Consider the following 13,019-nt stretch of genomic DNA (forward strand, 5'->3'; position numbering starts at 1 on the left):
AGGGACAGATTGTTGAGCAGAATTCACCAGCCGAGTTTTTCGACAATCCGCAGCATGAGCGCACGAAACTGTTCCTAAGTCAGATTCTTCATTGAGCAGATTGATTGAATTAAAACACCCGCTGCTGATAACGGCGGGTGTTTTTTATTCGTCTTGTCGATCTTCAGAAAATTGTTTTGGGTAAAGATGACAGGTTTTCATTGGACTGAATCTCTGCCGCCCGAGGCATATCGGGAGTTCTATTCTCTTTACGGTCAGCAGCTTTGAACTCTATTGTCCTGAGCGACTGATCCCTTTTTACGAGAAGCTGGGCTTTGTAAAAGGAACCTCGGCATTGCTCTTTAATCAGTCACGCACAGCCTGAACCGCATCATAGCTATAAAGCCAGTCGAGATCTTTCAAAAAGCTATCCGGGCTACGCATGGCAAAGAGCATATTGCGCCCAATCGCAAATATACCTGTCGCGTGATAGGCAAAACGGTTCATCTGTCCACGTTTGGCAACGGCTGCAATGCGCTTTTTACGAACGCAATCAAATCGTTCCAGCGCTGATTGCTGGTCATCCTTATCCAGTATTTCTGCAAGAGCGGCAGCATCTTCGATTGCCATGGCGGCCCCCTGTGCAGCAAAAGGGGTGACAGCATGAGAGGCATCACCAAGGAAAATGGTTCTGTCTGGGCCGGTGAACTGGGCTTCCGCCATTTCAAAAAGTGGCCAATAGGTCCAGTCATCCGCAACATTCAGCACATCACGAACCGGCTTGCCCCAATCATTATATATCGAACGCAGCTTTGAGCTGTCACCGGTTTTTGACCAGTCTTCGCCCGGATTATCGCCCGTTGTAATGGCAACGAAATTGAAAAAATCACCATTTTTGACCGGATAGGCAATGAAATGGGATTTCCTGCCAAGCCAGGCCGAAACAGATTTTTGTTTGGGCACAGCTGATTTAAAGGTCATTGGCAGGGCAGAAGCAGCAAGGGTTGTGCGCCAGGCGATATGGCCGCTGAAACGTGCTTTTGCATATCCGGCTTTTGCACGTTGCTTTGACCAGACACCATCGCAGGCAATCAGATATTGAGCCTGAATAACTGTTTCGCTGCTATCAATTCTCACTCTTGCTGTGATTTTGTTATCATCAGCCTCATGATTGATAATTTCGGCACCGAGATGAATTTCAATATTCGGATTAGCATTGCATGCCTTGAGCAAAGCCGATTGCAAATCGGCGCGGTGACAGACGAGATAGGGGTGGTGCCACCGCTCTAAAGCTTTGCCACCAAGCTGCATGGAAAGCAGGGGGCGTGTCCCGGAGCCTTTGAAGTGCCCATCCATGAGATAAAGAGCATCTGGTGCAACTGCTTGTGCGGACAGGTGATCTGCAACGCCAAGGCGTTCGAGATGCCGCATTGCGTTGGGTGCGAGCTGCAAGCCTGCGCCGACTTCCGACAAGGCTTGCGCTTTTTCAAAAAGCTGAACAGACCATCCGCGTGCCGCACATTCAAGCGCAGCACTCAAACCGGCAATACCGGCCCCTGCAATCAATATGCGTCTTTTATCAAAACTGCTCATTTGCTCAGCGGCAGAAATGCCGCTCGTTCTATTCAGGCCGCTTTATCAGCAGGCGCGTTATAGACGCAACCGGCCGGCAATGTCTCATCAGCATGAAGCTGCGCATTGTAACGATAGAGCGTCGAGCAATAAGGGCAAACAACTTCGCTTTCATCGCCCATATCGAGAAAGACATGAGGGTGATCGAAAGGCGGGTTAGCGCCCACGCACATAAATTCCTTTACGCCGATCTCGATGGAATTATGACCAGCGTCATTCTGGAAGTGCGGGATGATGTGATCGGACATGATATGCTCCGGTGATTGTGGATCGCGGAATCCAATTCTGGACAGCTATTTTTCAAGCATTTACCGCGTACGGCTTGTTTCTGGAAGCGTTTTCATCAATTCTGAAGACAATTTAAGCAGTTTGCTATCAAACTGTCATATGACAGCCATAGGCTTATGGTCGCACCGGGATATTCCGGTAAAAGCCGGGACAGGAAAAATGAACGAAAACAGCATTATGGCACCAAATACGACTGATCTGACCATTCAGCCAGCCAATGATCATTCCGCAGACAGAAATCTGGGAAAAGATCAGAATGCTCACGAAGCTTTGATGGACGATCAGGTTTCGGAGCTGATGAAAAGCCCGGAGCGTTTTGTTAATCGCGAATTTTCATGGCTGCAGTTTAATCGCCGTGTGCTTGAAGAGGCAGGTAACACACGCCAGCCACTGTTGGAGCGTTTGCGTTTTCTGTCGATTTCGGCTGCAAATCTTGATGAATTTTTCATGGTGCGTATTGCGGGTCTCGCGGCACAGGTCCGCGCCGGGGTTGCCATGCGCAGTGCCGATGGCCGCACCCCGCAGGAGCAGCTTGATTTTGTTCTTGAAGAAGTTAGTCGCCTTCAGGAAGGCCAGCAGGAGCGTCTGCGTGCGTTGCGCGAAGAACTTGCAAAAGAGAATATCGAGATTGTCCGGCCATCGGCCTTGTCAAATGTCGAAAAGGAATGGCTGGAAAACCACTTTCTCGATACGATTTTTCCGGTTCTCACGCCGCTTTCTATTGATCCCGCGCATCCGTTCCCGTTTATACCCAACCTTGGCTTCTCGATAGCGCTGCAACTGGCGCGGCGCCTTGATGCCCATCCAATGACTGCATTGCTGCGCATTCCGGTTGCCTTGAAGCGCTTTATTCTTCTTCCGAGTGAGCAGCAGAACGCTTTTCGCTTTATCACGATTGAAGATGCCGTGAGCCTGTTTATTGGCCGTCTGTTCCCGGGCTATGAAGTGCGTGGTGCAGGCACATTCCGCATTATTCGTGATAGCGATATTGAAGTGGAAGAAGAGGCGGAAGACCTTGTTCGTCTGTTTGAAACGGCTTTGAAGCGCCGTCGCCGCGGTCAGGTGATCCGTATCGAGTTCGATGCTGAAATCCCGGAAGCCTTGCGGGTATTTGTGGCAACAGAACTTGGCGTTTCGGAAAACCGCATCAGTGTTCTCGAAGGTCTTCTGGCACTTAACATGATTTCGGAAGTCGTTTCGATTCCCCGCGATGACCTGAAATTTGTGGCGTATAATCCACGTTTTCCTGAGCGCATTCGTGAACATGGCGGTGATTGCTTTGCCGCAATTCGCGAGAAGGACATTGTTGTCCATCATCCCTACGAATCATTTGATGTCGTGGTGCAGTTCCTGCGTCAGGCGGCTGCTGACCCGGATGTGCTGGCAATCAAACAGACATTGTATCGCACTTCCAATGACAGCCCTATTGTGCGCGCACTGGTCGATGCCGCAGAAGCTGGCAAGTCAGTTACGGCGCTTGTCGAATTGAAAGCACGCTTTGATGAAGAGGCCAATATTCGCTGGGCGCGGGATCTGGAACGGGCAGGCGTTCAGGTGGTGTTTGGCTTTATCGAGCTGAAGACGCATGCAAAGATGTCGCTGGTTGTGCGTCGTGAAGACCAGAAACTGCGTAGCTATGTCCATCTGGGAACAGGAAATTATCATCCTATTACCGCGCGTATTTATACGGACCTGTCATTTTTCACATCAGATGCGGATATTGCACGTGATGTGGCGCATATTTTCAACTTCATCACCGGTTACGCACAGCCGGCAGAGGAAATGAAAATCGCAATTTCGCCGCTCACCTTGCGTACCCGAATCCTGAAACATATTGATGACGAAACCACCAATGCGAAGGCTGGCAAGCCTGCGGCCATCTGGATGAAGATGAACTCGCTGGTTGATCCACAGATTATTGACACGCTCTATAAGGCCAGTCAGGCCGGTGTTGATGTGGAGCTGATTGTGCGTGGCATTTGCTGCCTGCGTCCGGGTGTTCCCGGCCTTTCGGACAACATACAGGCAAAGTCGATTGTTGGCCGTTTTCTCGAGCATAGCCGTGTTTTTTGCTTTGGAAACGGGCATAATCTGCCCTCTGACAAGGCCATCGTCTATATTGGTTCCGCTGATATGATGCCGCGTAACCTTGATCGTCGTGTCGAGACTTTGGTGCCTGTTACCAATGCGACAGTGCATCAGCAAATCCTGTCGCAGATTATGTTTGCCAACATAATTGATAACCAGCAGAGCTATCAACTACTTGCGGATGGTACCTCTCGCCGGATAGAAAAGGCGGATGGAGAAGAAGCCTTCAACGCGCAGGAATATTTCATGACAAATCCAAGCTTGTCGGGTCGCGGAAAGTCACCGAAGTCATCTGCCCCACGCTTGACTGCACATCGCAGACGTGCGCAGGCGGAAAGAAAAACGACTACATGAGTCCAGCAGTCGCACAAGGCCGGTTGAGGGGGCTGAAACCCGTCGCGGTTATCGATATCGGTTCCAACTCGATAAGAGTTGTTGTTTATGAAGGCATTGTCCGTTCTCCGACAGTGCTTTTTAACGAAAAGCTTCTCTGCGGTCTTGGCAAAGGATTGGCCAGGACCGGGAAGCTTAATGAAAAATCCGTCGAAATAGCGCTGCGTGCTTTGAAGCGGTTTCGCGTGCTGGCCGAACAGGCCGGTGCGATCTCTATTCATGCGCTGGCGACAGCCGCTGCACGTGAGGCGAAGAACGGACCTGATTTTATTGCGCAGGCCGAAGCTATTCTGGGCCGACATATTGAAGTGCTGACAGGCAAGGAAGAGGCCTATTATTCTGCACTCGGTATCATTTCAGGTTTCTATAAACCGCAAGGAGTAACGGGAGATCTCGGTGGCGGCAGCCTTGAACTCGTCAGTGTCAATGATCACGAGATTGGTGAAGGCATCACGCTTCCGCTTGGTGGTCTGCGCTTGCAGGATATGTCCAACGAGCAACTGCCGGAGGCGGCAAATATTACCCGCACCGAACTTGCGCGTGCGACCTTGCTGGAAGAGCATCAAGGACAGATATTTTATGCCGTTGGCGGTACATGGCGAAACCTTGCCAAGCTCCATATGACGGCGAAGCATTATCCGCTGCATGTCATGCACGGCTATGAGATGGATCCTGTGGAAGCCAAAAGCTTCCTTACACGTGTTGCCAAAGGCAATATTGATACAATGCGTGGCATTGAAGCCGTATCAAAAAATCGCCGTCAATTGCTTGCTTATGGCGCAACGGTTCTGCTCGAAACAATCCGCCGTATGAAGCCGTCCAAAATTGTATTCTCGGCCCTTGGCGTGCGTGAAGGCTATCTCTATTCGCTGCTGCCCAAGAATGAACAGAGGCTTGATCCGCTTCTGGCATCGGCAGAGGAACTGGCGATTTTGCGTTCGCGTTCGCCGCGCCACGCGCGCGAACTTGCAACCTGGACAACGCTTTCGCTACCACTGCTTGGTTTTGATGAGACAGAAGACGAAAGCCGTTATCGTCAGGCGGCATGTCTGGTGGCTGACATAAGCTGGCGTGCGCATCCCGACTATCGGGGTTCACAGGCACTGAATATAATTGCCCATGGTGCCTTTGGCGGTATTGATCATCCGGGACGCTCTTTCATGGCACTGGCTAATTATTACCGTCATGAGGGGCTGGTCGAAGACGAGATTGCGCCGGAAATTCTGAAACTTGCCACGCCGCGTTTGCGCGAACGTGCACGATTACTGGGCGCATTGCTGCGGGTTATCTACCTGCTTTCTGCATCCATGCCGGGGGTTATCCCGCGTCTTTACTGGCGTGAGGAGGAAAATGGTGTCGCACTGGTGGTGCCCGGAGATATCGCTGATCTGATTTCGGATCGGCCGGAAGGCCGCTTGCAGCAACTGGCAAAGCTGGTCGGTAAAAAGCTGTATTTTGCGGTTGGGGATAGCGCCATTGACGCTAACGAACATCATTGAAGATGTGATGACAGTTAAAATGCAAGGCCGGCTGGAGGTTTCTCCGCCGGCCTTTTTGTTTGGCCCATTAGCTCAATTCGACTGCCTGAATGCGCCGGTTTTCAAATTTGATGCCAATTTTTCCTTCGATAAGATCAAGTGCCTTTTGACCAAAAACTTCGCGGCGCCAGCCTTGCAGGGCAGCTACATTGGCATTTTCGCCCTCTGCAGCGATCTTGTCGATGTCATCGGAGCTTGCAACGATCTTGGCTGCGACACCATGTTCTTCAGTTACCAGCTTGAGCAAAACTTTCAGAATATCTCCGGCGGCAGCACTTCCTTCCGGGGAATGCGACTGCTTTGGCAGTTTTGGCAGATCCTCTTTTGGAATAGCCAGTGCAGCCTGCACAGCGGCAACAAGACCTGCCGCCTGAGCCGAGCGTTCCCAACCTTTAGGAATTGACCGAAGACGACCGAGCGCTTCCATGTCTTTTGGCTGTTGCTGAGCGATTTCTGCAATCGTATCGTCCTTGATGACACGGCCACGCGGCACATTGCGCTCGCGTGCTTCGCGTTCACGCCATGCAGCAACGGATTGTACAATTGCCAGTTCAATCGGCTTGCGCATACGGGTCTTTACGCGCTTCCATGCATCGTCCGGGTGCAGGTCATAGGTTTCGCGTGCGCTAAGCACGGCCATTTCTTCATTGACCCATTCGCTGCGACCTTCTTTTTCCAGCTCATCTTTCAGATAGAGGTATATGTCACGCAGATAGGTCACATCAGCCAGCGCGTAATCAAGCTGCTTGTCAGACAATGGACGGCGGCGCCAGTCGGTAAAACGTGACGACTTGTCGATATGTTTTCCGGTCACTTTCTGGACAAGCGCATCATAGGAAATGGCATCGCCAAATCCACAAACCATTGCCGCGACCTGACTGTCGAAAATCGGGGCAGGGATCAGGCCGCCAAGATGGAAAACGATTTCGATATCCTGACGTGCTGCATGGAAAACCTTGACTACTTTTTCATTCGCCATCAGGTGGAAGAATGGCGCGAGGTCAAGGCCGGGGGCCAAAGCATCAACCAGTGCGGTATGATCAGGCGAAGCCATTTGTATAAGACAAAGCTCCGGCCAGAAGGTCGTTTCCCGAATAAATTCTGTGTCGACTGTTACAAAGTCGGATTTGGCGAGGGCGGATACGGCCTCTTCAAGGGCCTGAGTTGTCGTAATGAGCTGCATGTTTTTCTTTTTAGACAAAGGCGGGCCGTTTGTCGCGCCGCAAGAGTGATATTGCGCCTACATAACACGGAAATAGTGATTTTTGTCGACATATTCTGTCAAGCTGGTTTAACACAGTGAGTGTCGGCTTGACAAAGCGTGATCAAAATGCGCTTTTCCGCCCGAATTGCAGCGCTTTGTCTGCACAAGATTTATAAAGTTCCAAAAGGCAGAAATCATGCACCGTTATCGCAGCCATACCTGCGCAGCCCTTCGCAAATCGGATGTTGGTTCGAAAGTCCGTCTGTCTGGCTGGGTTCATCGCGTCCGTGACCATGGTGGTATCCTGTTCATCGACATTCGCGATCATTATGGCCTTACGCAGGTTGTAGCTGATCCTGATTCGCCAGCCTTCAAGATTGCTGAAACCGTTCGTGGTGAATGGGTCATCCGCATTGACGGTGAAGTGAAAGCGCGCGCAGATGACGCTGTAAACCCTAACCTGCCGACCGGTGATATTGAAATTTTCGCAACCGAGATCGAAGTTCTGGCCGCAGCCAAGGAGCTTCCGCTGCCGGTGTTTGGCGAACCGGATTACCCGGAAGATATTCGTCTCAAATATCGCTTCCTCGATCTGCGCCGCGAAACGCTGCACAAGAACATTATGAGCCGCACAAAGATCATTGCCGCGATGCGTCGCCGCATGACCGAAATCGGCTTTAACGAGTTCTCGACGCCAATTCTCACAGCTTCTTCGCCGGAAGGCGCACGTGACTTTCTCGTGCCAAGCCGTATTCACGAAGGCAAGTTCTACGCGCTCCCACAGGCTCCGCAGCAGTATAAGCAGCTTTTGATGGTTGCCGGTTTTGACCGCTACTTCCAGATCGCACCTTGTTTCCGTGATGAAGATCCGCGTGCAGACCGTTTGCCGGGCGAATTCTACCAGCTCGATCTCGAAATGAGCTTTGTGACTCAGGAAGAAATCTGGGAAACGATGGAACCCGTCATGCGCGGCATTTTTGAAGAGTTTGCCGAAGGCAAGCCGGTCACGCAGCAGTTCCGCCGTATCGCCTATGATGACGCGATCCGCACCTATGGTTCGGACAAGCCGGACCTGCGCAACCCGATTGAAATGCAGTCCGTGACCGAGCATTTTGCCGGTTCCGGCTTCAAGGTCTTTGCGAATATGATCGCGAATGATCCCAAGGTCGAAGTATGGGCTATTCCTGCCAAAACTGGCGGCAGCCGTGCATTCTGTGATCGCATGAATTCATGGGCGCAGGGTGAGGGCCAGCCGGGTCTTGGTTATATCTTCTGGCGTAAGGAAGGCGACAAGCTGGAAGGCGCTGGCCCGATTGCTAAGAATATTGGCGAAGAACGCACTGAAGCGCTTCGCACACAGCTTGGTCTTGGCGATGGCGATGCCTGTTTCTTCGTGGCCGGTCAGCCGTCAAAATTCTATAAATTCGCAGGTGATGCACGCACACGCGCTGGCGAGGAACTGAACCTCGTTGATCGTGATCGTTTTGAACTGGCGTGGATTATCGACTTCCCGTTCTACGAATGGGACGAAGAAAACAAGAAGCTTGATTTCGCACATAACCCGTTCTCCATGCCGCAGGGTGGCATGGAAGCGCTGGAAACGCAGGACCCGCTGACGCTCAAGGCTTACCAGTACGATCTCGTCTGCAATGGCTTTGAAATTGCTTCCGGTTCGATCCGTAACCAGTTGCCTGATGTCATGGTCAAGGCGTTTGAAAAGGTTGGCCTCAGCCAGCAGGATGTGGAAGAGCGCTTCGGTGGTCTTTACCGTGCATTCCAGTATGGTGCACCGCCACATGGCGGCATGGCTGCGGGTATCGACCGCGTCATCATGCTGCTTGTCGGAGCAAAGAACCTGCGCGAAATCTCGCTGTTCCCGATGAACCAGCAGGCGCTTGATTTGCTGATGAACGCGCCTTCGGCTGTGTCGCCGGCACAATTGCGCGATCTGCACATCCGTCTGGCTCCGACGCAGAAGAGCTGATCGCTGCATATCTGAACATTAAAAAGCCCGGCTGCATGGCCGGGCTTTTTCTTTTGTTTCATATCGGATTGATCAGTTGTTGGCTTCAACACCGATTTTCAGAAGCGGAATGATCTTTGTCGGATCAAGAGAAACAGTCGCAACGATAGACGCAAGGCTGACCGATTGATCTGGCGAAGCGGAAATAGTGAGTGACTTTGGGTCGTCGAAATATTTATCAGCGGCGGCTTTAAGCTGCTGTGCAAATTCCGGGTTCTTGAGCTGTGTTGCCATCAGCGGCACCATCATCTTGAGCTGTTCGCCAAGCTGTTTGCCATCTGCACCCTGCTGCTTGCCATAATAGTCGAGAAGCTTCTGGGTGAGCGTTTCATTATCAAAGCGGATTGTCAGGTTCTTGAGGCTAAGTTGCTCTGCCAGACCAAGCAGTGCGAGACCCGCTGCATCATGGTCCGCATCGGCCTTGGCCATATTTGCCTGTGTCTTCTGTACGGCTTCTACAAAAGCCAGATCGTAACCGTCAATTGAGCCTGTCAGGTCTATCTTGCCGAGTTTGTCAGCATTGATTTCAAACTGATCAAGCGTTGCATTGCCGGAAGCTGGCTGCCAGCTGCCCCTGGAGCTGATCGAGCCGTTGAGAGTGTGCATGTCGAGCGGGGCCAGCGGATTTTTGTCGTTTTTCTCAAAAGCTGCATCAATATTGGCAATTGTCAGCGCGTAATCGATCTTTTCAGCTTTGTTGGCAGAATTAAGCGAAACTTCCACACCCTTGATCAAAACGCCATCGGTGCCAGGAGTGCCGACAGCAACTTCATCAATTTTCATCTTGTCATAGAAGACCATCTTTTCGAGGGCGTCTTTTGCCTGTTCCGATGGGAGGATAACATTTTCCATCGAGATGCCTTTGATGGAGGCTTTATCGTTTTTGCTTTGGCCTGTGGCAGGGAAGTCCATATCTGCTATCGAAACTTTTTCGATACTATAGCCGCCTTCCGGCGAGTCCTGCACATTTTCAAGTTTTACATCGCCAACAGGGGTCGCATTGTCTGAAACGGTTGGCAATTTGATTGTTGCCCCCTTCAACAGAACGTCGTCGCCATCGGTCTGAACTTCGGCAAAGGTCAGTTCACCACCTTGTTGGGCATAGAGGAGCTTGATGCGTTCTGCCACAGCATTGGCATCGGCAGCCATTGCAGTGCTGGCAAGAACAGCCGAGAGTGCTGTACTGGCTGCAAGGATTCGTGCGGCCTGACTGTTAAAAACAAAAAACTGCATTTATGGGCTCCTGATCATTTGGGAAGATATTTTACGCGCTTACATAAGCTTTTATAAATGTAAAAACAGCCCAATTCATTCCTGCTGTGAGGGCTGTGGAGAAAAACCGATATTTTCTCTATACAGAGAAAATGACGGCTTATTTGCGACGAATGTACTGGATTGGTTCTCATCTCTACTTGCTGACGAATCGCGCAATTGGTACGGATAGCTATGGGTAAAAGTCTGATTCCGCCGGGCGACGGCGAAGAACACATCGAACGGGTCGATCTCAAGTCAGCGCTTGAAGAACGTTACCTCGCTTATGCGCTTTCCACGATCATGCATCGTGCGCTGCCGGATGTGCGTGATGGTTTGAAGCCGGTTCATCGTCGCATCATGCACGCAATGCGTCTGTTGCGATTAAATCCTGATCAGGCTTATGCCAAATGTGCGCGTATTGTGGGTGACGTGATGGGTAAGTTCCATCCCCACGGCGATGCCTCGATCTATGATGCGCTTGTGCGTCTGGCGCAGGATTTTGCCGTGCGTTATCCGCTGGTGGACGGGCAGGGCAATTTCGGCAATATCGATGGCGATAATGCGGCTGCCATGCGCTATACTGAAGCGCGTATGACCGAAGTGGCGACCCTGCTTCTCGAAGGCATCAACGAAAACGCCATTGATTTCCGTCCGACCTATAACGAGGAAGACGAAGAGCCTATCGTTCTTCCCGGAGCATTTCCGAACCTGCTTGCCAATGGCTCGGCAGGTATTGCGGTTGGCATGGCGACGAATATTCCGCCGCATAATGTGGCTGAGCTTTGCTCGTCGGCACTTTATCTTATCAATCATCCGGATGCGGGCGTTGAAGAGCTGATCACGTCACCGCAACAATGGGAAGAGCTGAAAAAAGAAGCGGAGAATGATCCCGCAGCGCTTCTTAAATGCAAGGTGCGCGGTCCTGATTTCCCGACCGGCGGCATTCTGGTGGAAGATCACAGGAATATCGTTGAAGCCTATCGCACTGGACGCGGTTCTTTCCGCGCCCGCGCGCGCTGGCACAAGGAAGAGGGCAATCGCGGAACCTGGGTGATTGTTGTCACTGAAATTCCCTATCAGGTTCAGAAGTCGCGCCTGATCGAGAAAATTGCCGAATTGCTGCTGGCCAAGAAATTGCCGCTGCTTGATGACATTCGCGATGAATCGGCGGAAGATATTCGCATTGTTCTTGAGCCGAAGAACCGCACAGTTGATCCTGAATTGCTGATGGAATCGCTGTTCAAGCTGACTGAGCTTGAGAACCGCGTTTCGCTCAATATGAACGTGCTCTCGCATGGCAAGGTGCCCAATGTTCTGTCGCTGGGTGGTGTGCTTAAAGAATGGCTTGAACATCGCAAGGAAGTGCTGGTTCGCCGTTCCGAATATCGTTTGGCAGAAATTGAAAAGCGGCTGGAAATCCTTGGCGGTTTCCTGAAAGCCTATCTCAATCTTGATGAAGTCATCCGCATCATTCGTGAAGAGGATGAACCGAAACAGGAACTGATGCGCTTCTTTGATCTCACCGATAATCAGGCTGAAGCAATTCTTAATATGCGCCTGCGTTCGTTGCGCAAGCTTGAAGAGTTTGAAATCCGCAAAGAGTTTGATGGGCTGACTGCTGAAAAAACTGATCTGGAAGGCCTGCTGGCATCTGGCACCCGCCAGTGGAAAAAAATCAGCACGGAAATCAAGGCTGTCCGCGAAAAATTTGGCCCATCGACCAAGCTTGGTAAGCGGCGCAGCACTTTTGCCGATGCGCCAAGCCATGATCTTGAAGAGATTCATCAGGCGATGATCGAGCGTGAGCCGGTGACGATCGTTGTGTCTGAAAAGGGCTGGCTGCGTGCGATGAAGGGCCATCTGGCCGATTTCTCGACGCTTGCCTTCAAGGAAGGTGACAAGCTCAAGCTTGCTTTTCATGCGGAAACCACTGACAAGATTCTGTTTTTCACAACGGGCGGCAAATTTTTCACCATTGGTGCGAACACCTTGCCGGGCGGTCGTGGTCATGGCGAACCGATCCGTATTCTCGTTGATATGGAAAATGATCAGGATATTCTGACAGCTTTTGTCCATGACCCGCAGGGCAAGCTCTTGCTTGTATCGCATGAAGGTAATGGCTTTATCGTGCCTGAGCATGAAGCTGTTGCAAACACCCGCAAGGGCAAACAGGTGATGAATGTGAAAGCGCCGGATGAAGCCAAGCTTTGTCAGCGCATCTCAGGCGATCATATTGCGGTGGTTGGTGAAAACCGCAAAATGCTTGTCTTCCCGCTTGCTGATATTCCTGAAATGACCCGCGGTAAGGGCGTTCGTTTGCAGAAATATAAGGACGGTGGTGTTTCCGATATCCGCACCTTTGCAATTGCGGAAGGTCTTTCATGGCAGGATTCGGCGGATCGCACTTTCAATCGCAGCAAGGAAGAGCTTGTAGACTGGATTGGTACCCGTGCTTCTCCCGGGCGTTTGGTGCCAAAGGGTTTCCCGCGTTCGGGAAAGTTCTAGAGCGCGTTTCGATCTGATTGAATCAGATCGGCGCTCTAAATATTTGTTTTAACGCGCATCTTTGTCCGAAAACCGTTTCACACTTTTCGGGATGCGCTCTAAAATAAAAGGCGGT

At 51.4% G+C, this 13,019-nt stretch carries 8 protein-coding genes and 1 pseudogene; 5 read left to right on the forward strand and 4 right to left on the reverse strand.

Features of this window, described 5'->3' with window-relative positions; translation table 11 throughout:
- Positions 1–95: pseudogene (locus FHY56_RS10030) on the forward strand (amino acid ABC transporter ATP-binding protein); the annotation flags it as partial.
- Between the two features lie 250 nt (positions 96–345).
- Here the strand turns inward: FHY56_RS10030 and FHY56_RS10035 are convergent.
- The gene (locus FHY56_RS10035; RefSeq protein WP_193556778.1) at positions 346–1,572 is read right to left on the reverse strand and encodes an FAD-binding protein; all 1,227 of its coding nucleotides are present in this window, start codon (positions 1,570–1,572) and stop codon (positions 346–348) included.
- 32 nt (positions 1,573–1,604) lie between these two features.
- Complete coding sequence (locus tag FHY56_RS10040; protein ID WP_140905038.1) at positions 1,605–1,859, reverse strand: zinc-finger domain-containing protein; 255 nt, start codon at positions 1,857–1,859, stop codon at positions 1,605–1,607.
- A gap of 199 nt (positions 1,860–2,058) precedes the next feature.
- Between FHY56_RS10040 and FHY56_RS10045 the strand changes: the two genes are divergently transcribed.
- Together FHY56_RS10045 and ppx are read left to right on the forward strand one after the other, a co-directional pair.
- Positions 2,059–4,341, forward strand: coding sequence for an RNA degradosome polyphosphate kinase (locus FHY56_RS10045; RefSeq protein ID WP_140905039.1), 2,283 nt, complete (start codon positions 2,059–2,061; stop codon positions 4,339–4,341).
- Entirely contained in the window at positions 4,338–5,879 is a 1,542-nt protein-coding gene (ppx, locus tag FHY56_RS10050) for an exopolyphosphatase (RefSeq protein WP_140905040.1), read from the forward strand. The genes FHY56_RS10045 and ppx overlap by 4 nt, the downstream gene beginning before the upstream one ends.
- Positions 5,880–5,946: 67 nt before the next feature.
- On the opposite strand, the gene rnd is transcribed toward ppx, so the two are convergent.
- Positions 5,947–7,101: a ribonuclease D gene (rnd, locus tag FHY56_RS10055; protein ID WP_140905041.1), complete on the reverse strand. Its 1,155-nt coding sequence runs from the start codon at positions 7,099–7,101 to the stop codon at positions 5,947–5,949.
- A gap of 217 nt (positions 7,102–7,318) precedes the next feature.
- Between rnd and aspS the strand changes: the two genes are divergently transcribed.
- Positions 7,319–9,106 carry an aspartate--tRNA ligase gene (gene aspS / locus FHY56_RS10060; RefSeq protein WP_140905042.1) on the forward strand — a complete coding sequence of 596 codons (1,788 nt, stop codon included), beginning with the start codon at positions 7,319–7,321 and terminating at the stop codon, positions 9,104–9,106.
- Between the two features lie 72 nt (positions 9,107–9,178).
- Here aspS and FHY56_RS10065 read toward each other — a convergent pair whose 3' ends face one another.
- Positions 9,179–10,378: a hypothetical protein gene (locus tag FHY56_RS10065; protein ID WP_140905043.1), complete on the reverse strand. Its 1,200-nt coding sequence runs from the start codon at positions 10,376–10,378 to the stop codon at positions 9,179–9,181.
- A gap of 213 nt (positions 10,379–10,591) precedes the next feature.
- Here FHY56_RS10065 and FHY56_RS10070 point away from each other — a divergent pair, with 213 nt between their 5' ends.
- Complete coding sequence (locus FHY56_RS10070; RefSeq protein ID WP_140905044.1) at positions 10,592–12,904, forward strand: DNA topoisomerase IV subunit A; 2,313 nt, start codon at positions 10,592–10,594, stop codon at positions 12,902–12,904.
- The last annotated feature ends 115 nt before the right edge of the window (positions 12,905–13,019 follow it).

The organism is Brucella gallinifaecis (assembly GCF_006476605.1).
GTDB lineage: Bacteria > Pseudomonadota > Alphaproteobacteria > Rhizobiales > Rhizobiaceae > Brucella > Brucella gallinifaecis.